The sequence below is a fragment of the Pseudomonas sp. RIT-PI-q genome, from assembly GCF_001297125.1.
Lineage (GTDB): Bacteria > Pseudomonadota > Gammaproteobacteria > Pseudomonadales > Pseudomonadaceae > Aquipseudomonas.
In genome coordinates this window covers 44,563-70,021 of record NZ_LHPC01000080.1, presented here as the reverse complement: position 1 = coordinate 70,021, position 25,459 = coordinate 44,563, and the positions used below count along the sequence as shown (strand labels likewise).

Annotated in this window: 17 protein-coding genes; 13 read left to right on the top strand and 4 right to left on the bottom strand. The window is 61.1% G+C overall.

Annotation, left to right across the window (positions count from 1 at the left end; all coding sequences use genetic code 11):
• Positions 1-285 precede the first annotated feature (285 nt).
• The 3 genes from AEQ67_RS33280 to AEQ67_RS33270 all read right to left on the bottom strand — a co-directional run bounded on the left by AEQ67_RS33280 (position 286) and on the right by AEQ67_RS33270 (position 5,164).
• The gene (locus AEQ67_RS33280; RefSeq protein WP_059408186.1) at positions 286-993 is read right to left on the bottom strand and encodes an SPOR domain-containing protein; all 708 of its coding nucleotides are present in this window, start codon (positions 991-993) and stop codon (positions 286-288) included.
• A gap of 1 nt (position 994) precedes the next feature.
• Positions 995-2,731 (bottom strand): arginine--tRNA ligase, encoded by a 1,737-nt coding sequence (argS, locus tag AEQ67_RS33275; RefSeq protein ID WP_059408185.1) that lies wholly within the window; start codon positions 2,729-2,731, stop codon positions 995-997.
• 213 nt (positions 2,732-2,944) lie between these two features.
• Positions 2,945-5,164 (bottom strand): primosomal protein N', encoded by a 2,220-nt coding sequence (locus AEQ67_RS33270; RefSeq protein ID WP_059408184.1) that lies wholly within the window; start codon positions 5,162-5,164, stop codon positions 2,945-2,947.
• Between the two features lie 290 nt (positions 5,165-5,454).
• Here AEQ67_RS33270 and rpmE point away from each other — a divergent pair, with 290 nt between their 5' ends.
• From rpmE to AEQ67_RS33255, 3 genes are all read left to right on the top strand, one after another.
• Positions 5,455-5,688, top strand: a complete 234-nt coding sequence (gene rpmE / locus AEQ67_RS33265; RefSeq protein ID WP_059408183.1) for a 50S ribosomal protein L31 — start codon at positions 5,455-5,457, stop codon at positions 5,686-5,688.
• A 14-nt stretch (positions 5,689-5,702) separates the two neighbouring features.
• The gene (locus AEQ67_RS33260) at positions 5,703-6,503 is read left to right on the top strand and encodes a thermonuclease family protein (protein ID WP_059408181.1); all 801 of its coding nucleotides are present in this window, start codon (positions 5,703-5,705) and stop codon (positions 6,501-6,503) included.
• A gap of 182 nt (positions 6,504-6,685) precedes the next feature.
• Positions 6,686-7,954, top strand: a complete 1,269-nt coding sequence (locus AEQ67_RS33255; RefSeq protein WP_059408179.1) for a malic enzyme-like NAD(P)-binding protein — start codon at positions 6,686-6,688, stop codon at positions 7,952-7,954.
• Positions 7,955-8,211: 257 nt separating this feature from the next.
• On the opposite strand, the gene AEQ67_RS33250 is transcribed toward AEQ67_RS33255, so the two are convergent.
• Positions 8,212-10,653: a penicillin-binding protein 1A gene (locus AEQ67_RS33250; RefSeq protein ID WP_059408178.1), complete on the bottom strand. Its 2,442-nt coding sequence runs from the start codon at positions 10,651-10,653 to the stop codon at positions 8,212-8,214.
• A 215-nt stretch (positions 10,654-10,868) separates the two neighbouring features.
• Here AEQ67_RS33250 and AEQ67_RS33245 point away from each other — a divergent pair, with 215 nt between their 5' ends.
• The 10 genes from AEQ67_RS33245 (at position 10,869) to AEQ67_RS33200 (ending at position 25,379) form a co-directional block, all read left to right on the top strand.
• Positions 10,869-11,933, top strand: coding sequence for a pilus assembly protein PilM (locus AEQ67_RS33245; protein ID WP_059408176.1), 1,065 nt, complete (start codon positions 10,869-10,871; stop codon positions 11,931-11,933).
• Entirely contained in the window at positions 11,933-12,499 is a 567-nt protein-coding gene (locus AEQ67_RS33240; protein WP_059408174.1) for a PilN domain-containing protein, read from the top strand. The genes AEQ67_RS33245 and AEQ67_RS33240 overlap by 1 nt, the downstream gene beginning before the upstream one ends.
• On the top strand, positions 12,496-13,119 hold the full coding sequence (gene pilO / locus AEQ67_RS33235) for a type 4a pilus biogenesis protein PilO (RefSeq protein WP_059408172.1): 624 nt from the start codon (positions 12,496-12,498) through the stop codon (positions 13,117-13,119). Before AEQ67_RS33240 ends, pilO begins: the two co-directional genes overlap by 4 nt.
• Complete coding sequence (locus tag AEQ67_RS33230; RefSeq protein WP_059408171.1) at positions 13,116-13,643, top strand: pilus assembly protein PilP; 528 nt, start codon at positions 13,116-13,118, stop codon at positions 13,641-13,643. The genes pilO and AEQ67_RS33230 overlap by 4 nt, the downstream gene beginning before the upstream one ends.
• 13 nt (positions 13,644-13,656) lie before the next feature.
• The gene (pilQ, locus tag AEQ67_RS33225; RefSeq protein ID WP_059408169.1) at positions 13,657-15,744 is read left to right on the top strand and encodes a type IV pilus secretin PilQ; all 2,088 of its coding nucleotides are present in this window, start codon (positions 13,657-13,659) and stop codon (positions 15,742-15,744) included.
• Between the two features lie 4 nt (positions 15,745-15,748).
• The gene (aroK, locus tag AEQ67_RS33220) at positions 15,749-16,267 is read left to right on the top strand and encodes a shikimate kinase AroK (RefSeq protein WP_063854487.1); all 519 of its coding nucleotides are present in this window, start codon (positions 15,749-15,751) and stop codon (positions 16,265-16,267) included.
• 151 nt (positions 16,268-16,418) lie between these two features.
• Complete coding sequence (gene aroB, locus AEQ67_RS33215; protein WP_059408165.1) at positions 16,419-17,519, top strand: 3-dehydroquinate synthase; 1,101 nt, start codon at positions 16,419-16,421, stop codon at positions 17,517-17,519.
• Between the two features lie 10 nt (positions 17,520-17,529).
• Positions 17,530-19,128: an SPOR domain-containing protein gene (locus AEQ67_RS33210; protein ID WP_059408163.1), complete on the top strand. Its 1,599-nt coding sequence runs from the start codon at positions 17,530-17,532 to the stop codon at positions 19,126-19,128.
• A 350-nt stretch (positions 19,129-19,478) separates the two neighbouring features.
• Positions 19,479-23,927, top strand: a complete 4,449-nt coding sequence (gene gltB / locus AEQ67_RS33205; RefSeq protein WP_059408161.1) for a glutamate synthase large subunit — start codon at positions 19,479-19,481, stop codon at positions 23,925-23,927.
• Between the two features lie 33 nt (positions 23,928-23,960).
• Complete coding sequence (locus tag AEQ67_RS33200; RefSeq protein WP_059408159.1) at positions 23,961-25,379, top strand: FAD-dependent oxidoreductase; 1,419 nt, start codon at positions 23,961-23,963, stop codon at positions 25,377-25,379.
• Positions 25,380-25,459: the final 80 nt, after the last annotated feature.

Here is a 25,459-nt window from a genome sequence, read left to right as displayed (position 1 = left end):
GGGGAGGGGCGCAGAGACGATGGTGGTCAGGGGGGGGGCGCCGCGCAGGGGGGCGAAAGTGCTTGAGGCGGGCGCATAGGGGGGGGGGGGGGGGTGTTTGAGCTGGGGGGGGTGGGGGGGGCCGAGCGGTGTTGGGCGGGAGGGGGTGTGTTGTTTGTTCTGGCGCCTTCGCGGGCAAGCCTCGCTCCTACAGGAAATGCACCGTTCGCCGCATGCGTGGACGACACTAACCTGTAGGAGCGAGGCTTGCCCGCGAAGAACGATAACGCGGTCCTTCTGACGAAATCAGCGGCTCTGGCGTTGTTGTAACAACAGGTTGCTGAACCCACTGCCAGCCAGTTGTTTCTGGGCGGTGGTCAGCTGTTCACGATTGCTGAACGGACCGACGAGTACCCGATACCAGGTTTCGTCTTTAACCGTGCCGGACTCAACTGCCACCGCCTGCCCCAGCAAAATGATCTGTGCACGAACCTTGTCCGCGTCAGCCTCCTTGCGGAACGAACCAGCCTGCAGGAAGAACTTGGTCACTGGCGCCGCTTTGGAAACCGGTGGTGCCGGTGGCGGGGTAATCCCGGCCAGCGCTGCCTGTGCGCGCGCGGTATCGATCTTCGCCGCTTGCTCTGGGGTGACCGGCGTGGTCGGAATTGTCGGCACTTGCGGTGTCGGCAGGGTTTTCTCCGGCACGGCATCCGGCGGCACGATCACTTCCGATTCCGGCAGCAAGGTGTAGAAATCGTACTTCGGCTTCACCGGTTGCGTCGGGCTCGGCGGGGTCTTGTTCGCCTCGGCGATCTTGGTGGCTTTCTGCTGCTCGATTTTCTCGCGCTTGACGCTCTCGCTGCCCTTGCCCGGTTCCAGTTTCATCAGGAACACGATGAATGCGCCGACCGTCAGGCCGATGGCCATCCACAGCCAGCCCGGGATCGGCTGCTTTGCAGGAGCGGTGTAACGACTGGCGCCACGCTTGGGTGCAGGTTTTTTCTTGGCAGCCAACTTACATACGCTCCAGAGTTTCCAGACCCAAGAGTTCCAGGCCTTGCTTGAGAGGGCGGCCGGTCAGCGCGGCGAGGCGCAGACGGCTCTGCATTTGCGCCGGGGTGTCGGCGCTGAGGATCGGGCAGTTCTCGTAGAAACTGGAGAACAGGCCGGCCACATCGTACAGGTAGGTGCACAGGGTGTGCGGCGTGCCTTTGTCACAAACGTTGTTCAGCACTTCGCCGAACTGCGCGAGCTTGGCCGCCAGTTCGTGTTCGTGCGCGGCTTCGAGGACGATCTGGCCTTCGACTTCGCTGAAGTCCTTGCCGAGTTTGCGGAACACACCGGCCACGCGAGTGTAGGCGTACAGCAGGTAGGGCGCAGTGTTGCCTTCGAAGTTCAGCATCAGGTCGAAGTTGAAGCTGTAGTCGCTGGTGCGGTGCTTGGACAGGTCAGCGTATTTCACCGCGCCGATGCCCACGACCTTGGCGATGTTGCGCAGCTCGGTTTCGGCCAGCTCCGGGTTCTTGTCCTTCACCAGGGTGTAGGCGCGTTCCTGGGCTTCGGTCAGCAGATCGATCAGCTTCACGGTGCCGCCATCACGGGTCTTGAACGGACGGCCATCGGCGCCGTTCATGGTGCCGAAGCCCATGTGCTCCATTTCCATCGGATGGGTCACGAAACCGGCCAGGCGCGCGACCTGGAACACTTGCTGGAAGTGCAGGGCCTGACGCTGGTCGACGAAGTACAGCGCGCGATCAGCCTTCAGCACGCCACTGCGGTAGCGCACGGCCGCCAGGTCGGTGGTGGCGTAGAGGTAGCCGCCATCGGCCTTGACGATGATCACCGGCAGCGGGTCGCCGTCGGCGTTCTTGAATTCATCGAGGAACACGCACTGGGCGCCGTTGCTCTCGACCAGCAGGCCAGCGGCCTTGAGGTCGTTGACCACGTTGATCAGGTCGTCGTTGTAGGCACTTTCGCCCATCACGTCGGCCATGGTCAGTTTGACGTTCAGCAGTTCGTAGATTTTCTGGCAGTGGGACAGCGAGATGTCCTTGAACTTGGTCCACAGCGCCAGGCAATCCGGGTCGCCGGCTTGCAGCTTGACCACCAGGCCACGGGCGCGGTCAGCGAATTCTTCGGACTCGTCGAAGCGTTGCTTGGCGGCGCGGTAGAAGTTTTCCAGGTCCGACAGCTCGTCGCTGGTGATCGGGTTTTCCTGGAGGTACGCCATCAGCATGCCGAACTGGGTGCCCCAGTCGCCGACGTGGTTCTGACGGATCACGGTGTCGCCGAGGAACTCCAGGACCCGTGCCACGCCGTCGCCGATGATTGTCGAGCGCAAGTGGCCGACGTGCATCTCTTTGGCCAGGTTCGGGGCGGACAGGTCGACCACGGTGCGCTGCACGGGGCCGGCCTTGCGCACGCCGATATGATCGTCAGCCAGGGCGGCGTCCAGGCGCGAAGCCAGGGCCTGGGTGTTCTGGAAGAAGTTCAGGAAGCCTGGGCCGGCGATTTCGGTCTTGGTGACGTTTTCGTCAGCCGGCAGCGCGGCGATGATTTTCTCGGCCAGGTCGCGCGGTTTCATGCCTGCAGGTTTGGCCAGCATCATCGCGATGTTGCTGGCGAAGTCGCCGTTCTTCTTGTCGCGGGAGTTTTCCACCTGGATCGCCGGCGACAGGCCTTCAGGCAACACACCTTCGTTGACGAGTTGGGTGATGGCTTGTTGGATCAGCTGGCGAATGGTGTCTTTCATGGTCTTCTCTTTCGACCGCAAGCGCGGCGGCGCTTCAATGCGCTGGTGGAAAAACTGGGCATTATCCGTTGCGAAGGCGGGCTTGCCAACTATAGCGGGCAGGTTGTGGATATATGGTGACTGTTCGGGCCTCTTCGCGGGCAAGCCTCGCTCCTACAAGGATCACCACCGAACCTGTAGGCGCGAGGCTTGCCCGCGAAGGCAATCTTGCGGTCAATACAAATCGACGGGGTCGACATCCAAAGACCAACGCACCGCCCGTCCACTCGGCATTTGCTCCAAAACCAGCAACCAACTGCTCAATAACCGATGCAGCGGCGCCCGGGCCGTGGCCTGCAGCAACAACTGCGCACGATAACGCCCGGCCCGACGTTCCATCGGCGCCGGCACCGGCCCCAGCAACTCGATACCGGTCAGATTCTGTTCAGCCAGCAAACGCTCGGCCTCACTGCACGCCTCATCGAGGAACCCTTCAGCCTGTCCCGGTTTGTGCGCCTCTGCCCGCAGCAGCGCCAGATGCGCAAACGGCGGCAATCCTGCCGAGCGACGCTCGCTCAAGGCCTGTTCGGCAAAGGCGAAGTAACCCTGTTCGGTCAATTGCACCAGCAGCGGGTGATCCGCCAGATGAGTCTGGATAATCACCCGGCCCGGCTCTTCAGCGCGCCCCGCACGTCCGGCGACCTGGACGATCAACTGCGCCATGCGCTCGCTGGCGCGGAAATCGCCGGAGAACAGCCCACCATCGGCATCAAGGATCGACACCAGCGTCACCCTCGGGAAGTGGTGTCCTTTGGCAAGCATCTGCGTGCCCACCAGAATGCACGGCTGGCCTTTTTGAATGGTCGCGAACAACTGATTCATCGCGTCCTTGCGCGAAGTGCTGTCGCGATCGACCCGCAGCACCGGAACGTCCGGGAACAGAATCCCCAGCCGTTCCTCGGCGCGCTCGGTGCCGGCGCCGACAGGGCGCAAATCGACCTTGGCGCATTTCGGGCAGCGCCGGGGCACGCGTTCGACATAGCCGCAATGGTGGCAACGCAGCTCGCCGGAGCGCTGGTGCACGGTCATGCGCGCATCGCAGCGCTGGCATTCGGACATCCAGCCGCAGTCGTGGCACAACAGCGTCGGGGCGAAACCTCGGCGATTGAGAAACACCAACACCTGCTGGCCGGCGGCCAGGGTCTGGCCGATGGCTTGCTGCATCGGCCCGGAAATGCCGCTGTCCAGCGGACGACTTTTAACGTCCAGGCGCAGGAAACGCGGTTGCTTGGCGCCGCCAGCGCGCTCGTTCAGGCGCAGGAGGCCGTAGCGACCGGTGTAGGCGTTATGCAGGCTTTCCAACGACGGCGTGGCGGAACCGAGCACGATCGGAATGTTTTCCTGGCGGGCGCGGACCAATGCCAGGTCGCGGGCGTGGTAGCGCAGGCCTTCCTGCTGTTTATAGGAACCGTCGTGCTCTTCATCGATGATGATCAGGCCGGGGTTCTTCATCGGCGTGAACAGCGCCGAACGGGTGCCGATAATAATGTCGGCGTCACCGTCCCGGGCGGCGAGCCAGGCTTCAAGGCGCTCGCGATCATTGACCGCCGAGTGGATCAGCGCGATCCGTGCGTTGAAGCGCTGTTCGAAGCGCGCCAGGGTTTGCGGGCCGAGGTTGATCTCCGGGATCAGCACCAGCGCTTGTTTACCGGCTTCGAGGGTTTCGCGGATCAGTTGCAAATAGACTTCGGTCTTGCCGCTGCCGGTGACCCCCGCGAGCAAGAACGCGTGATAACTGTCGAAACCCGCGCGAATCGCCTCGTAGGCGGCGCGTTGCTCCGGGTTGAGCGGCAATTCTGGCTGGGCCAGCCAATGCTCGTGGCGGGCACTGGGACCGTGCTTGCGGATTTCTACCTGCACCAGATCCTTGGCCAGCAACAGATCGAGGCTGTCCTTGCTCAACATCAGTTTGCTCAGCAACTGGTGCGCGACGCCGTGCGGATGCTGGGCCAGGGTCGCCAGGGCTTCACGCTGGCGCGGGGCGCGGGCGATGCGCGGGTCATCAAGGCTGGCGCCGGGGGCAGCGGACCAGAAGCGTTCCTGGCGCGCTTCGGCCAGTTCGCCCTGGCGCAGCAACACCGGCAATGCCCAACTCAACGTGTCGCCGAGGCTGTGCTGATAATACTGGGACGTCCACAAACACAGTTTGAACAGCGCCGGCGGCAGCGGTGGCGTGGCGTCGAGCAAGGCGATGGCCGGCTTGAGCTTTTCCACCGGCACTTCGCTGGTGTCGGTGACCTCCACTAGAATCCCGATCATCTCCCGTCGGCCGAACGGCACTCGCAGGCGCATGCCCGGCTGCAACTGGGCGCGCAGGATCCCGGCCGGGGCACGGTAATCGAACAGGCGGCGCAGGGGCGAAGGCAGGGCGAGGCGCAAAATGGCGTCGGGCACGCGGGGGATTCTCTTTGGGCGGGCAATAAATGAAAGGCTGGCGCATAACCTGTAGGAGCGAGCTTGCTCGCGAAAGCGTTGTGTCAGACGACATGAATGCTGACTGACACGCCCTCTTCGCGAGCAAGCTCGCTCCTACAGGAGGTGTGCTTTGGGTCGGGAGCCTAGCAGACGGTCGGTAGAAGCGACAGCTTGCGCGATTGGCATTGTCTGGTAGAATCCGCGGCCTAATTACGTGCGGTATTCAACAATAGTGTTGAGTGGCGGCACGCTAGCCTGAGGAATACACCATGAAAGCCGATATCCATCCAGCATACGAAACCATCGAAGTAACTTGCAGCTGCGGCAACAAGTTCGAAACTCGTTCGAACCTGTGCAAGCCACTGGGTACTGACGTATGCAACGAGTGCCACCCGTTCTACACCGGTAAGCAGAAGACTCTGGATACTGGCGGCCGTGTACAGCGCTTCGCAGACCGTTTCGGTGCTTTCGGCAAAACCAAAGCTCCTGCTGCTGCAGAGTAAGGTTGAAAAGCCCGATGGGCTTTTCCTTGCTGATGAAAAAGGCGTCCCTTGTGGGCGCCTTTTTTGTGTCCGCGATTTGGCTTTCCGGCGCTCAGGCCTTTTGCCCGGCACCCGGCGGGCTGACGTCAGTCGCGGTGCAGCGGGTGGTGGATGGCGACACCCTGCGCCTGGCCGATGGCCGCAGTGTGCGCATGATCGGTCTGAATACGCCGGAGCTGGGCAAGAAAGGCCGTTCCGATGAGCCGTTCGCCGTGGCGGCGCGCAAACGCCTGGAAGCGCTGGTAGCAGCCAGTGACGGGCGGGTCGGTTTGCTGCCCGGCAAAGAGAGTAAAGACCATTACGGTCGCACCTTGGCCCATGTCTACAGCGCCGAGGGTGCCAACCTTGAAGCGCAGATGCTCGCTGAAGGCCTCGGTTTCCAGGTCGCGGTGGCGCCAAATGTCGATCTGGTCGATTGTCAGCAAGCGGCGGAACGCAGTGCCCGTCAGGCCGGGCTCGGGATTTGGCGGCAGTCACCTGTACTGAAAGCGGAGCAGATCAACGCATCCGGTTTTGCCGTGCTCAGCGGTCGTGTGAGCAAGGTTCAGCGCAATCGCGGCGGGGTTTGGATCGAGTTGCAGGATTCTGTTGTATTGCGCGTTGCACCCAATTTTTTCGGGCAATTCGATCTCGCGTCTCTGCAGCGGCTGGAAGGCAAGCAGGTCGAGGCGCGCGGCTGGATACTGGATCGTTCGCGCCGTGGCGGACTCAAGGAAGGGCAAGCGCGATGGCTGCTGCCATTGACCGATCCGGCGATGCTTCAAGTAGCGCCCTGATAAAAAATTGTAGACATTTTTTCTGTCGATTGTGAACAGTCTATCCCTTGTGTTCCGTGGCTCTTGGCCCAAAGTCGTAGGGCTGGGCGCTTGACAGGGGTGACTGGTCAGTCTTGTGGGGACTTTGCGAGGCGCGTATCCTCGGCGGTCCGTCTGTCCAACAGTAAAAGCGGAATGCCCACATGTCTGATTTGAAAACTGCCGCTCTCGAATATCACGCCCATCCTCGTCCAGGGAAGCTGAGTGTCGAGCTCACCAAAGCCACCGCTACCGCCCGCGACCTGTCGCTGGCCTACAGCCCCGGCGTAGCCGAACCAGTACGCGAAATCGCCCGCGATCCTGAACTGGCCTACAAATACACCGGCAAAGGCAACCTGGTTGCAGTCATTTCCGATGGCACCGCGATTCTCGGCCTGGGTAACCTCGGCCCATTGGCTTCCAAGCCAGTCATGGAAGGTAAAGGCGTGCTGTTCAAGCGCTTCGCCGGCATCGACGTGTTCGACATCGAAGTCGACTCCGAAAGCCCGCAAGCCTTCATCGACACCGTCAAGCGCATCTCCATCACCTTCGGTGGCATCAACCTGGAAGACATCAAGGCACCTGAGTGCTTTGAGATCGAACGCGCGCTGATCGAGCAGTGCGACATTCCGGTGTTCCACGATGACCAGCACGGCACCGCGATCGTTACCGCGGCCGGCATGATCAACGCCCTGGAAATCGCTGGCAAAACCCTCGCCGACGCCAAGATCGTCTGCCTGGGCGCCGGTGCGGCCGCCATCTCCTGCATGAAATTGCTGGTGAGCATGGGCGCCAGCATCGAAAACATCTTCATGGTTGACCGTACCGGCGTGATCCACTCCGGCCGTGACGACCTGAACCAGTACAAGGCTGTCTTCGCTCACGCGACCGACAAGCGCACCCTGGCTGACGCCCTGACCGGTGCTGACGTGTTCGTCGGCCTGTCCGGCCCGAACCTGCTGAGCGCCGAAGGCCTGAAATCCATGGCGGCCAACCCGATCGTGTTCGCGTGCTCCAACCCTGATCCGGAAATCTCCCCGGAGCTGGCGCACGCCACCCGTGACGACGTGATCATGGCGACCGGCCGTTCGGACTACCCGAACCAGGTCAACAACGTACTGGGCTTCCCGTTCATCTTCCGCGGTGCCCTGGACGTTCGCGCCAAGCGCATCAACGAAGAAATGAAAGTGGCCGCGGCCAACGCCCTGCGTGAGCTGGCCAAACTGCCGGTGCCTCAGGAAGTGTGCGACGCCTACGGCGGCATCAAGCTGGAATTCGGTCGTGAGTACATCATTCCGAAACCAATGGATGCACGCCTGATCACCGTGATCTCCGATGCCGTGGCCAAGGCCGCCATCGAGACCGGCGTAGCCACCCTGCCGTATCCGAAAAACTACCCGCTGAAAAGCGTGGATGACGTGTTCAACGGCTAAGTCGTTGTAACGCTTCAACCGAAAGCCCCGGCTCTAACGAGTCGGGGCTTTTTTTGTCTGCGGGTTTTTGCTGTGTCTGTGATGGCCTCTTCGCTGGCAAGCCAGCTCCTACAAGGGGCCGATGATCCCCTGTAGGAGCTGGCTTGCCAGCGAAGAGGCCCTCACAGGCACCGAGCATCTTCGGTCTGCACCAAACATCAGGTACAAAAAAGCCCCGCTTTTCTCTCGAAGGCGGGGCTTTTGCGTTGCGCGACCGGTCAGAACAAATCGATCGGCGCTGCTTCATCCGCTGGCAGCGGGCTGCCCGGCGCATTGCCGTTGCCCAGCTCGTTGACCGACGGTGGCGTATCTTCGGCCTTGAACAGCTCGAAGTAGGCGCCTGGCGTGCCTGGGGAGGCTGCACGGCCGCTGACCGGGTCGACCCGCAGGCTGAGGATGCCTTCCGGCTCCGGTTGCGTATGCGGCGGCTTGTCCTTGAGCGCAGCGCTCATGTAACTCATCCAGATTGGCAGCGCGACGGTGCCGCCGAACTCACGTTTACCGAGGCTTTCCGGCTGGTCGAAGCCGGTCCAGACGGTGGTCACGTAATCGGCGTTGTAACCGGAGAACCAGGCATCCTTGGATTCGTTGGTGGTGCCGGTCTTGCCTGCGATGTCGGGACGGCCCATGGCCAGCGCGCGGCGGCCGGTGCCGAGTTTGATCACATCCTCAAGCATGCTGTTGAGGATGAACGTGGTGCGACCGTCGACGATGCGTTCGGCCACGGCTGGCGTTTGCGGTGCCGGTTGTGCCGTCAGCGTGTCGCCCGGCGTTGCGTTGACCGTGAAAGCATTGGCGACCGGGGCGGCGATGCCATCACTGGCTACGTCGCCCTTCGGCACGCTCGGCGGGTTGGCGACAAACAGCGTGTCGCCATTACGGCTTTCGATCTTGTCGATGATGTACGGGCTGATCTTGTAGCCGCCGTTGGCGAAGGTGCTCCAGCCGGTGGCGATTTCCATCGGCGTCAGGGTCGCGGTGCCCAGGGCCAGGGACAGGTTGCGCGGCAGGTCCTGCTTGTTGAAGCCGAACTTGCTGATGTAGTCGATGGTGCGGTCGACGCCCAGCGCTTGCAGGAGTCGGATCGACACCAGGTTGCGCGACTTGTACAGCGCTTCACGCATGCGGATCGGGCCGAGGAAGGTGTTGGTGTCGTTCTTCGGACGCCAGACCTTGTCGAGGTACTCGTCGACGAACACGATCGGTGCGTCGTTCACCAGGCTGGCGGCGGTGTAGCCGTTATCCAGTGCGGCGCTGTAGACGAACGGTTTAAAGCTCGACCCCGGCTGACGCTTGGCCTGCATGGCACGGTTGTAGTTGCTCTGCTCAAAGGCGAAGCCGCCGACCAGCGAGCGGATTGCGCCGTTCTGCGGGTCAAGCGAAACCAGTGCGCCTTGGGCTTGTGGAATCTGGCTGAACTTCAGCGAATTGTCCGGCTGGCGCTGCACGCGAATCAGGTCGCCGACCTGGGCGACGTCCGACGGCTGCTTCGGATTGGCGCCCATGCTGTTGGTGTTGAGGAACGGACGCGCCCATTTCATGCTGTCCCAGCCGACGTGTTCGTCGCCGGTACGGGTCATTACTTGCAGGCCGTTCTTGTCGACCTGGGTAACGATGGCCGGCTCAAGGCTGCTGATGGTGCGCTGCTTGGTCAGTTCGACCGCCCACGCCTCGCGCGTCTTGCCCGGCAAGCGCGACTCAGGGCCGCGATAGCCATGGCGCTGGTCGTACGTCATCAAGCCTTCGTGGACCGCGGTGTTGGCCATTTCCTGCAGATTGCTCGGCACGGTGGTGGTCACACGGAAACCTTCGGTGTACGCGTCGCTGCCATAACGCCCGACCATTTCGGCGCGGGCCATTTCGGCGATGTACGGTGCGTTCACTTCCGGGGTCGGTACGTGATAGCTGGCGTTCAGCGGCTCGTTGATCGCGGTGGTGTAGTCGGCTTCGGTGATTTTGCCGAGCTTGTACATGCGCCCGAGGATCCAGTCGCGACGCTCTTTGCTGCGGGCCGGGTTGGCCAGCGGGTTGAAGCGCGACGGGGCTTTAGGCAGGCCGGCGATCATCGCCATCTGCGCCAGGCTGACGTCACGAATCGATTTGCCGTAATAGACCTGCGCCGCCGCCTCGATGCCGTAGGCGCGGTTGCCCAGGTAAATCTTGTTGACGTACAGCTCAAGGATTTCGTCCTTGGTCAGCTGCCGTTCGATCTGCAGGGCCAGGAGAATTTCGGTGGTCTTGCGCGAGAAGCTGCGTTCGCTGGTCAGGAAGAAATTTTTCGCCACCTGCATGGTGATGGTGCTACCGCCCGACTGAATGTGTCCGCTTTTTACCAATTGCGTGGCGGCACGCATCAGACTGCTGGGATCGACGCCGTAGTGGTTGGCGAAATTGTCGTCTTCAGCACTTAGTAACGCATTGATGAAGTTGGGCGGAATGTCGGCGAAACGGATCGGAGTTCGGCGCATTTCGCCAAATTCTGCGATCAACTTGTTGTCGCTGCTGTAGACCCGCAAAGGAATCTGCAACTGGATGCTTCTCAGCGCCTCCACGGACGGCAATCCCGGACTAAGGTAGAGAAAGGCGCCGCTAAGACCGAGGAGCAGTCCGCAGAAAACGGCGACGATGGACCAACCGAAAAATTTCAGCAGACGAATCAAGGCTTTTGGACATCCAGGGTAAAGAATGAATTGGGCATCAGGGTTCAGGTAAACAGGGAACGACCCGCGCTTGAAGTAAAAACCGGAAAAAAACGCTGGGCATTATAAGCATTTTTCCGTCGAGGGCGTCATTTGCGCTGCTGTCAAGACGGGTGGTTTGAACGCAATGGATATTACAGAGTCCGTAACTCACGGATAGTCATAGGGAATTGGTAGTGCTAGGACTCTTCAACAAAAAGGCCAACACGCTGCTGGGCATCGATATCAGCTCCACGTCGGTGAAACTTCTGGAGCTGAGCCGCCAGGGCGACCGATATCGGGTCGAGGCCTACGCGGTTGAAGCGCTGCCCGCCAGCGCCGTGGTCGAAAAAAATATCGCCGAGCTCGAAGGCGTAGGGCAGGCACTTGCGCGGGTGCTGCTCAAGGCCCGAACCAGTCTCAGGAACGTCGCCGTGGCCGTGGCCGGTTCTGCGGTGATCACCAAGACCATCGAGATGGATGCCGGTCTTTCCGACGACGAGATGGAAAACCAGCTGAAGATCGAGGCCGATCAATACATCCCTTATCCACTGGACGAAGTCGCCATCGATTTCGAAGTCCAGGGCGTGTCCGAGCGCAACCCCGAGCGCGTCAATGTGCTGCTGGCGGCGTGTCGCAAGGAGAACGTCGAGGTCCGTGAAGCGGCGCTGGCCCTGGCGGGGCTGACGGCGCGTGTGGTCGACGTCGAGGCCTACGCGCTGGAGCGCTGTTTCGGATTGCTGGCGGGGCAGTTGGCCGTCTCTCAAGCGCGTCTGATGGTCGCGGTGGTCGACATCGGCGCGACCATGACCACCCTGAGCGTGTTGCACAACGGCAAGATCATCTACACCCGCGAACAATTGTTTGGCGGTCGCCAGTTGACGGAAGAGATCCAGCGGCGTTACGGCCTGACTGTCGAGCAGGCGGGGCTGGCGAAGAAGCAAGGCGGTTTGCCTGACGATTACGTCAGCGAAGTGTTGCAGCCGTTTCGTGAGGCACTGGTGCAGCAAGTGTCGCGTTCGTTGCAGTTTTTCTTCGCCTCGGGCCAGTACACCGCGGTCGATCACATCCTACTGGCCGGCGGCACCGCTTCGGTCCCGGGGCTGGATCGTTTGATCGAGCAGCGACTGGGCACGCCGACACAGGTGGCCAACCCTTTCTCCAACATGGCCCTGAGCAGCAAGGTCAACGCCGGTGCACTGGCCAGTGATGCGCCGGCGTTGATGATCGCCTGCGGGCTGGCCCTCAGGAGTTTCGACTGATGGCGCGGATCAATCTTTTACCCTGGCGCGAAGAGCAGCGCGAGGAGCGTCGCAAACGCTTTTTGCTGGCGCTGGTCGGCGTGTTGGTGGGATCGGTGGGGGCGGTGCTGGTCGCGGATCAGGCCATCAACGGCGCCATTGATCGGCAAGTCGCTCGCAACGATTACATCGGCAAACAGATTGCCGTGGTCGACGAACGGATCAAACAGATCAGCGACCTGAAAGCCCGTCGCCAGCAACTGGTCGAGCGCATGCGGATCATCCAGGACCTGCAAGGCAATCGGCCGATCAGCGGGCGGATATTCGACCAATTGGCGCGTACCCTGCCCGATGGCGTGTATTTCACCGAAGTGAAAATGGCCGGCAAGACCTTGTCCATCGCGGGCGCGGCAGAGTCCAACAATCGGGTTTCCGACCTGATGCGCAATCTGGATGCGTCCGACTGGTTCGATGCACCCAACCTCACGGAAGTCAAAGCGACCACGGCAGGTCAGCTGGATCAGGCCAACGTATTTCAGTTGACCGTTCGTCAGACTCAGCCTGCCGCTGTGGAGGGCGGCCAATGAGTCTGTCCAATTGGCTTGAAGCGCTACGCAAGATTGACCTCAACGATCTGGACACCAACAACATCGGCTCCTGGCCGCCAGCGATCAAGGCACTGGCGGGTGTCTTGCTGATGATTCTGGTGCTGGCGCTCGGCTATAGCTTTTCTACCAGCGAGCTCAACAGCCAGCTCGAACTGAAACGGGAAGAAGAGTCGGCCCTCAAGGAGCAATTCGCCGACAAGGCCCGCATGGCGGCGAATCTGGAGCTATACACCCAGCAGATGAAGGAAATGGAGAATTCCTTTGGTGTGCTGCTGCGGCAATTGCCCAGCGACACCGAAGTGCCCGGCCTGCTGGAGGACATCACCCGCACCGGTCTGGGCAGCGGCCTGGAGTTCGAAGAAATCAAACTGCTGCCGGAGATCACCCAGCAGTTCTACATCGAATTGCCGATCCAGATCACCGTCACCGGCGCCTATCACGACCTGGCGACTTTTGTCAGTGGCGTGGCGGGGCTGCCGCGGATCGTTACCCTGCATGACTTCGACCTTGCACCGGCAGATCCCGAGGGCGGTCCGAAGTTGCGCATGAGCATCCTCGCCAAGACCTACCGCTACAACGACAAGGGGCTGCAAAAATGACCCCCATTCGATGTTTTTCGGTAGTGATGCTGGTGGTCGGTCTAGCCGGTTGTGGCAGTGACAATGACTTCGGCGACCTGGATGCGTACATGAACGAAATGCGTGTGCGTGCACCGGGCAAGATTGAACCAACGCCGACGTTTCGGTCTTACCCAACATTCACCTACAACGCCGCCAACCTGCGAAGCCCGTTTTCGCGGCAGGTCAGAGTAGATCTGGCTGGCCAGAAACATGGTTCGCGCAACGTCAAACCCGATACCAGTCGGGTCAAGCAGTACCTCGAAGGTTTCAACATCGAGCAGTTTGAAATGGTCGGCACGATCTCCAATGCAACCGGCTCCTTTGCGCTGCTGCGCGGGGCGGGTGGGGTGCACCGGTTGAAAGTCGGCGATTACCTGGGGCGCAACGATGGGCGGATCGTCGCCATCAGCGGTTCTCAGGTCGATGTGGTCGAAATCGTTCCCGATGGCGAAGGTGCCTGGCTGGAACGGCCGCGGACCATCCCTTTGAAAGAGCACTCATAGTGGAACTCGAAAAATGAACAGGATTTTCTCCACCTTCGGTATTTCGCTATGGATAGCGATGCTGTCGCCGATGGTACAAGCGGCCAACCTTAAAACGCTGGATGTCGCAGCGCTGCCGGGGGACCGCGTCGAGTTGAAGCTGGCATTCGATGGACCGCCACCGACGCCCCACGGGTACACCACAGAGCAGCCGGCGCGGATTGCGCTGGACCTGCCGGGTGTTGTCAGTCAGCTGGCGAACAAAAGTCGTGATCTGGGCGGAGGCAACGCTCGTAGCGCCACGGTTGTCGAGGCCAAGGACCGCACGCGGCTGATCATCAATCTGACCCAATTGTCGCCGTACAGCTCGCGGGTCGAAGGCAACACGCTGTTCGTGGTGGTAGGGCAAGGAGCCAACAAAACAGCCTCCAGCCCGGCCCCTAAAGCACCGCGTGCAGCGACTGCAACGCCAGCTCCGGCCAGAGCCTATGCGCCGGCGGGTAAAGCCATCCGCGGTGTGGATTTCCAGCGCGGCACCCAGGGTGAGGGCAATGTGGTCATCGATCTGTCGGATCCGTCCATCGCTCCGGACATTCAGGAGCGTGACGGTAAAATCATCCTCGGTTTCGCCAAGACCCAATTGCCCGAACCGTTGCGCGTGCGCCTCGACGTCAAGGATTTCGCCACGCCCGTGCAGTTCGTCAATGCCAGCGCCACCGGCGATCGGGCCACGATCAGCATCGAGCCCAGCGGTGCCTTTGATTATTCGACTTATCAAACCGACAACAAGCTGACCGTCAGCATTCGGCCGATGACCGTCGACGACCTGCAGAAGCGCAACACCGAACGTTTCGCCTACACCGGCGAGAAGCTCTCTCTGAATTTCCAGGACATCGATGTGCGCTCGGTGCTGCAACTGATCGCCGACTTCACCAACCTCAACCTGGTGGCCAGCGACACGGTGCAGGGCGGCATCACCCTGCGCTTGCAGAATGTGCCTTGGGATCAGGCGCTGGACCTGGTGCTGAAAACCAAAGGCCTCGATAAGCGCAAGATCGGCAACGTCCTGCTGGTGGCGCCGGCCGCAGAAATTGCCGCCCGCGAGCAACAGGAACTGGAGTCGCAGAAACAAATTGCCGATCTGGCGCCCCTGCGTCGCGAGCTTCTACAGGTCAACTACGCCAAAGCCGCCGATATCGCCAAACTGTTCCAATCGGTGACCAGTGCCGAGGCCAAAGCCGATGAGCGGGGTTCGATCACGGTGGATGAGCGGACCAATAACATCATTGCCTACCAGACCCAGGAACGCCTCGACGAACTCCGTCGGATCGTCGCGCAACTGGATATTCCGGTGCGTCAGGTGATGATCGAGGCGCGGATCGTCGAAGCCAACGTCGACTACGACAAAAGCCTCGGTGTGCGCTGGGGCGGCTCGGTGCAGAACAAAGGCAACTGGAACACTTCCGGGGTCAGTAACGGTGCGAATGCCTCGTCGACCATCGGCACGCCCGGCAGCACCAGCACCAACTCACCGTTCGTCGACATGGGGACGGCCGCCAACACCTCGGGGATCGGCATTGCCTTCATCACTGACAACGTGTTGCTCGATCTGGAACTGACGGCGATGGAGAAGACCGGCAACGGTGAAATCGTCTCCCAGCCCAAAGTGGTCACGTCCGACAAGGAAACCGCGAAAATCCTCAAGGGCACGGAAATTCCTTATCAGGAAGCCAGCTCCAGCGGCGCTACGTCGGTGTCGTTCAAGGAGGCCTCGCTGTCCCTGGAAGTGACGCCGCAGATCACCCCGGACAACCGCATCATCATGGAGGTCAAGGTCACCAAGGACGAACCGGACTACCTGAACAAAGTGCAGGATGTGCCGCCGATCAAGAAAAACGAGGTCAACGCCAAGGTCCTGGTCAACGACGGCGAGACCATCGTGATTGGCGGGGTTTTCTCAAATACTCAAAGCAAGGTTGTAGATAAGGTGCCATTTCTTGGCGATGTGCCGTATCTTGGCCGCCTTTTCCGGCGTGACGTGGTTTCGGAGAAAAAATCCGAGCTGTTGGTGTTTCTCACACCGCGTATCATGAATAACCAGGCGATTGCTGTGAGTCGTTGATTCTGTGCGAAATTTGATTCTTGTTGGACCGATGGGGGCTGGAAAAAGCACCATCGGCCGGTTGCTGGCCAAAGAGCTGCGCCTGCCGTTCAAAGATTCCGATAAGGAAATTGAATTGCGCACGGGCGCCAATATCCCGTGGATTTTCGATAAGGAAGGCGAACCGGGCTTTCGTGATCGCGAGCAGGCGATGATTGCCGAGCTGTGCGACTGCGATGGCGTGGTATTGGCCACTGGTGGCGGGGCCGTCATGCGTGAGGCCAATCGTCGGGCGCTGCGCGCCGGTGGTCGCGTGGTCTATCTGCATGCCTCTGTCGAGCAGCAGGTCGGCCGCACTTCCCGTGACCGCAATCGGCCGTTGCTGCGTACCGCCGACCCGGCCAAGACCCTTCGGGATCTGCTGGCGATCCGTGATCCGCTTTATCGTGAGATCGCCGACCTGGTGGTGGAAACTGATGAGCGGCCGCCGCGAATGGTGGTGCTCGATATTCTCGAACGCTTGCAGCAGCTACCTCCCCGTTAAAGCGCAGCGCGAAATGCGCTATCCTCGGCGTCCTGTCACGGCCGCTCAAGGTTGTGGCGGATGGCTACCGAACGGCGTCACACCAGCAGAGGCCGTGGACTTTCGATAACTCAGGGCAGGACGCCTGATTCCATCTTCACTGTGGGGACACATGCAGACACTCAAGGTCGATCTAGGCGAGCGCAGCTACCCGATTCATATTGGCGAAGGTTTGTTGGATCAGCCTGAGCTGCTGGCCCCGCATATTCGCGGACGGCAAGTGGCGATTATCTCCAACGAGACCGTTGCGCCGCTCTATCTCGAACGTCTGACCCGCAGCCTCGCACCGTTCTCGGTGGTGTCCGTGGTGCTGCCCGACGGCGAAGCCTTCAAGACCTGGGAAACCCTGCAATTGATTTTCGACGGTCTGCTGACCGCACGGCACGACCGCCGCACCACGGTGATCGCCCTCGGTGGCGGCGTGATTGGTGACATGGCCGGTTTTGCCGCCGCCTGCTACCAGCGTGGTGTCGATTTCATCCAGATCCCGACCACCTTGTTGTCGCAAGTCGATTCCTCGGTCGGCGGCAAGACCGGGATCAACCATCCGCTGGGCAAGAACATGGTCGGCGCCTTCTATCAGCCGAACGTCGTGCTGATCGATACCGCGACCCTCAACACCCTGCCGGCTCGCGAGCTGTCCGCCGGGCTTGCTGAAGTCATCAAGTACGGGCTGATCTGCGACGAGCCGTTCCTGACCTGGCTCGAAGAAAACGTCGATCGCCTGCGCGCCCTGGACCAGGTTGCCCTGACCTACGCCATCGAACGCTCCTGCGCCGCCAAGGCGGCGGTGGTCGGTGCCGACGAACGGGAAACCGGTGTGCGCGCCACGCTCAACCTGGGCCACACCTTCGGTCACGCCATCGAAACCCATATGGGCTATGGTGTCTGGTTGCATGGTGAGGCAGTCGCTGCTGGCACCGTAATGGCACTGGAAATGTCCACGCGTCTGGGCTGGATCAGTGAAGAAGAGCGCGATCGCGGCATTCGCCTGTTCCAGCGGGCCGGCCTGCCGGTCATTCCGCCTGAAGAGATGACTGAAGCCGATTTTCTCGAACACATGGCAATTGACAAGAAAGTGATCGACGGTCGTTTGCGCCTGGTGCTGCTGCGCCACATGGGCGAAGCAGTGGTGACCGACGATTATCCGAAAGAGGTTTTACAGGCCACGCTGGGAGCGGATTACCGCGCCCTGGCTCAGCTTAAAGGTTAATAAGATCCCGATGACTAGTTTGCATGCCGACGAGGCTTTCCTCGGCCATTACCAGTTGAGTCACGACCCTTTCGCTCCACGGGTGCCTGGCTTCAAATTCTTCCCGGCCCAGCGCAAACCGGTGCTGGGACAACTGCATCACCTGGCGCGTTACAGCCAGTTGCTGCTGGTGGTTACCGGCCCGCAAGGCAGTGGCAAGACCCTGTTGCGCCAGGCCCTGGTGGCCAGCACCAACAAGCAATCGGTGCAAAGCGTGGTGGTTTCCGCTCGTGGCGCTGGCGATTCAGCTGGCGTTTTACGTCAGGTGGCCCAGGCGCTGAACGTCGCTCAGGCCGAGATCGGTGCGATCCTGGCTCAGGTGGTTCAGCTTGCCCTGACGGGGCAGGAAGTCTATTTGCTGGTGGATGACGCCGAGCAACTCGACGAATCCGCGCTGGAAGCTCTGATGGCTTTGGCGGCGGGTGCACCGGAAGGGCGCCCGCACGTATTCCTGTTCGGCGAATCCTCGCTGATCGCTCAACTGGAGGCGCTGAGCCTTGAGGAAGAGCGTTTCCACGTCATCGAATTGCAGCCCTACACCGAAGAAGAAACCCGCGAATATCTGGACCAGCGACTCGAAGGCGCCGGTCGGGGTATCGAACTTTTCACCGCAGATCAGATCTCTGATATTCACGAAAGCTCCGACGGTTGGCCTGGCACCATCAACCAGGTTGCCCGCGATGCGATGATCGAAGCCATGATTGCCAGCCGCTCTGCGGTGAAGCGTCCAAGTATGGGGTTCAACATGCCGAAGAAACACGTATTGGCGATATCCGCCGTTGTCGTGGTCGCGGTAGCCGCCGCCTGGTTGATGCCGGGTCGCAGCAAAGCACCGACCACGGGTGCACCTGCCAACGAACAGGCGCAACTGCCGCTCGGCCAGGGCACGCCACAACCGAACAGCGGTGGCGCACCGTCCGTCGAGTTCGCCGGTAATTCGCAGCCGATGCCCTTGCCGCTGGTCGGCAATTCGCAGCCGGTCATGCGCGGTCCGTTGGCCGAGGCTGCCGGTGGCATCACCGAAGGCGACGACGGCGTGCCGGTCGAAGGCTCCAGCGCCACTCCGCCGACCGTAACGACTGTTGCGCCACCTGCCGGTGTCTCGGCTGGCCCTGCGCCGACGCCAGCCGCCAAACCGACGCCTGCACCGACTCAGGTCGCAACCGCCAAGCCAGCCCCGGTAGCGCCTGCCGTGAAACCGGCTCCAGCGCCCGCCAAGCCAGCCGTTGCTGCTGCCGCCGCCAAGCCTGCCGAGAAACCAGCCACCGTGGCCAAGGCCGCCGGTGGCACCTGGTACGCAGGGCAAGCTCCGGGTAACTACGTGGTGCAGATCCTCGGCACCAGCTCCGAAGCGTCCGCACAAAACTTCGTGAAAGAGCAGGGCGGCGAGTACCGTTATTTCAAGAAAGTCCTCAACGGCAAGCCGCTTTACGTCATCACCTACGGCAGCTTCGCCAACCGTGATGCAGCCCTTAGCGCCATCAAGGCCTTGCCAGCGAAGGTTCAGGCTGGTAAACCTTGGCCTCGCACTGTCGCCAGCGTCCAACAGGAACTGGCAACAACTCGCTGAAGATTCGGCGGCCTTACCCAGGCCGCCTCTCCCGGCACCTCAAAATTTCTGCAAGAGCGCGCTGGCCCCACAGGCCGCGTGCCTTGTGGTGTCTGCGTCACAGTAGTCTTTGAGTCGTTGCGGTCAAAATTAAAAAAGTTTTGACTAGCACAGCATATCGCTTTAAACCTTTCACAAATGCGACATAGATTTGCGACAGTTCGTCGTCAAATTTGTGAGCCCCTGTGTCGGTGTGTACAATGACCTCCCTTTTGCCCCCGCAAAGCTGGCGTACGTTCGGCGCGGATGGTAAGTGATTGAATTGAAAAGAAATTTGCCTCGACAAGAGGCAGCCTGGTGAGAAAGTGTCTATGAAAGCAGGTCTGTACCAACCAGATGAATTCAAGGATAACTGCGGTTTCGGCCTGATAGCCCATATGCAGGGCGAGCCCAGTCATACCCTTTTGCAAACGGCCATCGAGGCCCTGACCTGCATGACCCACCGCGGTGGGATCAACGCCGACGGCAAGACCGGTGACGGTTGCGGTCTGCTGATTCAGAAGCCGGATGTGTTCCTGCGTGCCATCGCCCAGGAAACCTTCGGCGTCGAACTGCCCAAGCAATATGCCGTGGGCATGGTCTTCTTCAACCAGGACCCGGTCAAAGCCGAAGCCGCTCGCGAGAACATGAACCGCGAGATCCTGGCCGCCGGCCTGCAGCTGGTCGGCTGGCGCAAAGTGCCGATCGACACCAGCGTCCTCGGCCGCCTGGCCCTCGAGCGCCTGCCGCAGATCGAACAAGTGTTCATCGGCGGCGCCGGCCTGAGCGATCAGGACATGGCGATCAAGCTGTTCAGCTCCCGTCGTCGCTCGTCCGTGGCCAACGCCGCCGACGTCGATCACTACATCTGCAGCTTTTCCCACAAGACCATCATTTACAAAGGCCTGATGATGCCGGCGGATTTGACCGCCTTCTATCCAGACCTCAGCGACCAGCGCCTGCAAACCGCGATCTGCGTGTTCCACCAGCGCTTCTCCACCAACACCCTGCCGAAATGGCCGCTGGCTCAACCGTTCCGCTTCCTGGCGCACAACGGCGAGATCAACACCATCACCGGCAACCGCAACTGGGCCGTGGCCCGTCGCACCAAGTTCGCCAACGACCTGATGCCCGATCTCGAAGAGCTTGGCCCGCTGGTCAACCGTGTCGGTTCCGACTCCTCCAGCATGGACAACATGCTTGAGCTGATGGTCACCGGTGGCATCGACCTGTTCCGTGGCGTGCGGATGATCATTCCGCCTGCGTGGCAGAACGTCGAAACCATGGACCCGGACCTGCGCGCGTTCTACGAATACAACTCGATGCACATGGAACCGTGGGACGGCCCGGCCGGCGTGGTAATGACCGACGGTCGCTACGCGGTGTGCCTGCTCGACCGTAACGGTCTGCGTCCGGCGCGTTGGGTTACCACCAAGAACGGTTTCATCACCCTGGCGTCCGAAATCGGTGTCTGGAACTACCAGCCTGAAGACGTGATCGCCAAGGGCCGCGTTGGCCCGGGCCAGATCTTTGCCGTGGACACCGAAACCGGTCAGATCCTCGACACCGACGCCATCGACAACCGTTTGAAGTCGCGTCATCCGTACAAGCAATGGCTGCGCAAGAATGCCCTGCGCATCCAGGCGACCATGGAAGATAACGACCACGGCTCGGCGTTCTACGACGTTGACCAACTCAAGCAGTACATGAAGATGTATCAGGTCACGTTCGAAGAGCGTGATCAGGTGCTGCGTCCGCTCGGCGAGCAAGGCTACGAAGCCGTTGGCTCGATGGGCGACGATACGCCGATGGCCGTGCTGTCCCAGCGCGTGCGCACGCCGTACGACTATTTCCGCCAGCAGTTCGCGCAGGTCACCAACCCGCCGATCGACCCGCTGCGTGAAGCCATCGTCATGTCGCTGGAGATCTGCCTCGGTGCCGAGCGCAACATCTTCCAGGAGTCGCCGGAACACGCCTCGCGTGTGATCCTCAGCTCGCCGGTCATTTCCCCGGCCAAGTGGCGCTCGCTGATGAACCTCGATCGTCCGGGCTTCGAGCGCGCGATCATCGACCTCAACTACGACGAAAGCGTCGGCCTCGAAGCGGCGATTCGCAACGTTGCCGATCAGGCTGAAGAAGCCGTGCGCGCCGGTCGTACCCAGGTTGTGCTGAGTGACCGTCACATCGGTCCGGGCAAGTTGCCGATCCATGCTTCGCTTGCCACCGGCGCGGTGCACCACCGCCTGACCGAAAAAGGCCTGCGTTGCGATTCCAACATCCTTGTGGAAACCGCGACCGCTCGCGATCCGCACCACTTTGCGGTGTTGATCGGTTTCGGCGCCTCGGCGGTCTATCCGTTCCTGGCCTACGAAGTGCTGGGCGACCTGATCCGTACCGGTGAAGTCCTGGGCGACCTCTATGAGGTGTTCAAGAACTACCGCAAAGGCATCACCAAAGGTCTGTTGAAGATCCTGTCGAAGATGGGTATCTCGACCATTACCTCGTATCGCGGGGCGCAACTGTTCGAAGCCATCGGCCTGTCCGAAGAAGTCTGTGAACTGAGCTTCCGTGGCGTGCCGAGCCGCATCAAGGGCGCGCGTTTCGTCGACATCGAAGCCGAGCAGAAAGCCCTGGCCGCCGAAGCCTGGAGCCCGCGCAAGCCGATCCAGCAGGGCGGTCTGCTGAAGTTCGTCCACGGTGGCGAATATCACGCCTACAACCCGGACGTGGTCAACACCCTGCAAGCCGCTGTGCAGCAGGGCGATTACGGCAAGTTCAAGGAATACACGGCGCTGGTGGACAACCGTCCGGTGTCGATGATTCGTGACATGTTCAAGGTCAAAACCCTGGACACGCCGCTGGACATCAGCGAGATCGAACCGCTGGAATCGGTGCTCAAGCGCTTCGACTCCGCCGGCATCTCGCTGGGCGCCTTGTCGCCTGAGGCTCACGAAGCCCTGGCCGAAGCCATGAACCGCCTCGGTGCGCGTTCCAACTCCGGCGAAGGCGGCGAAGACCCGGCGCGCTACGGCACCATCAAGAGCTCGAAAATCAAGCAGGTTGCGACTGGCCGTTTCGGCGTGACCCCGGAATACCTGGTCAACGCTGAAGTGCTGCAGATCAAAGTCGCCCAGGGCGCCAAGCCCGGCGAAGGCGGTCAGCTGCCAGGTGGCAAGGTCAACGGTCTGATTGCCAAGCTGCGTTATGCAGTGCCGGGCGTGACCCTGATTTCGCCGCCGCCGCACCACGACATCTATTCGATCGAAGACTTGTCGCAGCTGATTTTCGACCTGAAACAAGTCAACCCGAAGGCCCTGGTCTCGGTGAAGCTGGTCGCAGAAGCGGGCGTCGGCACCATCGCCGCCGGTGTAGCCAAGGCCTACGCGGACTTGATCACCATCTCCGGCTACGACGGCGGCACCGGCGCATCGCCGCTGACCTCGATCAAATACGCGGGCGCGCCGTGGGAACTCGGCCTGGCCGAAACCCACCAGACCCTGCGCGGCAACGACCTGCGCGGCAAAGTCCGGGTGCAAACCGACGGCGGCCTGAAAACCGGCCTCGACGTGATCAAGGCTGCGATTCTCGGCGCTGAAAGCTTCGGCTTCGGCACCGCGCCAATGATCGCCCTGGGCTGCAAGTACCTGCGGATCTGCCACCTGAACAACTGCGCCACCGGCGTCGCGACTCAGAACGAGAAACTGCGCAAGGATCACTACATCGGGACCGTCGACATGGTGGTGAATTTCTTCACCTACGTCGCCGAAGAAACCCGTGAGTGGCTGGCCAAGCTGGGCGTACGTTCCCTCGAAGAGCTGATCGGCCGTACCGATCTGCTGGACATCCTCGAAGGCCAGACCGCCAAGCAGCAACACCTGGACCTGACCCCGTTGCTGGGCAGCGATCACATCCCGGCGGACAAACCACAGTTCTGCCAGGTCGAGCGCAACCCGCCATTCGACAAAGGCCTGCTGGCCGAGAAAATGGTCGACATGGCCACCTCGGCCATCAACGACAAGAGCGGCGCCGATTTCGCCCTGGATATCTGCAACTGCGACCGTTCGATCGGCGCACGGATCTCCGGTGAAATCGCGCGCAAGCACGGCAACCAAGGCATGGCGAACGCGCCGATCACCTTCCGCTTCAAAGGGACGGCCGGTCAGAGCTTCGGTGTGTGGAACGCCGGTGGCTTGAACATGTACCTGGAAGGCGATGCCAACGACTACGTCGGCAAAGGTATGACCGGCGGCAAGCTGGTGATCGTTCCGCCGAAGGGCAGCATCTACAAGACTCAGGACAGTGCCATCATCGGCAACACCTGCCTGTATGGCGCCACGGGCGGCAAGCTGTTCGCCGCCGGTACGGCGGGCGAGCGTTTCGCGGTGCGTAATTCCGGTGCTCACACCGTGGTGGAAGGCACTGGCGATCACTGCTGCGAGTACATGACCGGTGGTTTCGTCTGCGTGCTGGGCAAGACCGGTTACAACTTCGGCTCAGGCATGACCGGTGGTTTCGCCTACGTGCTCGACCAGGACAACACCTTCGTTGACCGGGTCAACCACGAACTGGTGGAAATCCAGCGCATCAGCGGTGAAGCGATGGAAGCCTATCGCAGCCACTTGCAACGCGTGCTGAACGAATACGTCGAGGAAACCGACAGCGAATGGGGTCGTAACCTCGCTGAAAACCTCGATGACTATCTGCGTCGTTTCTGGCTGGTCAAGCCCAAGGCTGCCACCCTGAAATCGTTGCTTTCCAGCACCCGTGCCAACCCGCAGTGATATGCGCCTGAAGAGTTTGATGAGGTTTTAACAATGGCTGAACGTCTGAATAATGACTTCCAGTTCATCGAGGTCGGGCGCAAGGATCCGAAGAAGAAACTGTTGCGTCAACGCAAGAAAGAGTTCGTGGAAATCTACGAACCCTTCAAACCCCAGCACTCGGCCGATCAGGCCCACCGCTGCCTGGGTTGCGGTAACCCGTATTGCGAATGGAAGTGCCCGGTGCACAACTTCATTCCGAACTGGCTGAAGCTGGGGGCCGAGGGCAACATCCTCCAGGCCGCCGAGCTGTCGCACCAGACCAACACCTTGCCGGAAGTCTGCGGCCGGGTGTGCCCGCAGGATCGTCTGTGCGAGGGTGCCTGCACCCTCAACGACGGCTTCGGCGCGGTGACCATCGGTTCGGTCGAGAAGTACATCACCGACACCGCGTTCGCCATGGGCTGGCGCCCGGACATGTCCAAGGTCAAGCCGACCGGCAAGCGTGTTGCAATCATCGGCGCAGGCCCGGCTGGTCTGGGCTGTGCCGACGTGCTGGTACGCGGCGGCGTGACCCCGGTGGTGTTCGACAAGAACCCGGAAATCGGCGGTCTGCTGACCTTCGGTATTCCTGAGTTCAAGCTGGAAAAGACCGTGCTGAGCAATCGTCGCGAAGTCTTCACCGGCATGGGCATCGAGTTCCGCCTGAACACCGAAGTGGGCAAGGACGTGACCGTCGAGCAACTGCTCGAAGAGTACGATGCCGTGTTCATGGGCATGGGCACCTACACCTACATGAAGGGCGGCTTTGCCGGTGAGGACCTGCCGGGCGTGCATGACGCGCTCGACTTCCTGATCGCCAACGTCAACCGCAACCTGGGCTTTGAAAAGTCGCCGGAAGATTTCGTCGACATGAAAGGCAAGAAGGTTGTGGTATTGGGCGGCGGCGACACGGCGATGGACTGTAACCGTACGTCGATTCGCCAGGGCGCCAAGTCGGTGACCTGTGCCTATCGTCGCGACGAAGCGAACATGCCGGGCTCACGTAAAGAGGTGAAGAACGCCAAGGAAGAAGGCGTGAAATTCCTCTACAACCGCCAGCCGATCGCCATCGTCGGTGAAGACCGCGTCGAGGGCGTGAAAGTGGTCGAGACCCGTCTCGGCGAACCGGACGCCCGTGGCCGTCGCAGCCCTGAGCCGATCCCAGGCTCCGAAGAGATCATCCCGGCTGACGCCGTGGTCATCGCCTTCGGTTTCCGTCCAAGCCCGGCGTCGTGGTTCGAACAGCACAGCATCCAGACCGACAGCCAGGGCCGCGTCGTGGCGCCGGAACAAGGTCAGTACAAGCACCAGACCAGCAACCCGAAAATCTTCGCCGGTGGCGACATGGTTCGCGGTTCCGACCTGGTGGTAACGGCAATCTTCGAAGGCCGCAACGCCGCCGAAGGGATCCTGGATTACCTGGGCGTCTGATCGAAAGCTTCGCTGGCAAGCCAGCTCCTACAGGATTGCGCATGACCTGTAGGAGCCGACTTGCCGGCGAAGAGGCCGGT

Excerpts from the sequence above, each read along its gene's own strand:
- argS (WP_059408185.1), bottom strand. The coding sequence starts at position 2,731 with ATGAAAGACACCATTCGCCAGCTGATCCAACAAGCCATCACCCAACTC.
- rpmE (WP_059408183.1), top strand. The coding sequence starts at position 5,455 with ATGAAAGCCGATATCCATCCAGCATACGAAACCATCGAAGTAACTTGC.
- AEQ67_RS33260 (WP_059408181.1), top strand. The coding sequence starts at position 5,703 with ATGGGCTTTTCCTTGCTGATGAAAAAGGCGTCCCTTGTGGGCGCCTTT.
- AEQ67_RS33255 (WP_059408179.1), top strand. The coding sequence starts at position 6,686 with ATGTCTGATTTGAAAACTGCCGCTCTCGAATATCACGCCCATCCTCGT.
- AEQ67_RS33240 (WP_059408174.1), top strand. The coding sequence starts at position 11,933 with ATGGCGCGGATCAATCTTTTACCCTGGCGCGAAGAGCAGCGCGAGGAG.
- pilO (WP_059408172.1), top strand. The coding sequence starts at position 12,496 with ATGAGTCTGTCCAATTGGCTTGAAGCGCTACGCAAGATTGACCTCAAC.
- AEQ67_RS33230 (WP_059408171.1), top strand. The coding sequence starts at position 13,116 with ATGACCCCCATTCGATGTTTTTCGGTAGTGATGCTGGTGGTCGGTCTA.
- pilQ (WP_059408169.1), top strand. The coding sequence starts at position 13,657 with ATGAACAGGATTTTCTCCACCTTCGGTATTTCGCTATGGATAGCGATG.
- aroB (WP_059408165.1), top strand. The coding sequence starts at position 16,419 with ATGCAGACACTCAAGGTCGATCTAGGCGAGCGCAGCTACCCGATTCAT.
- AEQ67_RS33210 (WP_059408163.1), top strand. The coding sequence starts at position 17,530 with ATGACTAGTTTGCATGCCGACGAGGCTTTCCTCGGCCATTACCAGTTG.
- gltB (WP_059408161.1), top strand. The coding sequence starts at position 19,479 with ATGAAAGCAGGTCTGTACCAACCAGATGAATTCAAGGATAACTGCGGT.
- AEQ67_RS33200 (WP_059408159.1), top strand. The coding sequence starts at position 23,961 with ATGGCTGAACGTCTGAATAATGACTTCCAGTTCATCGAGGTCGGGCGC.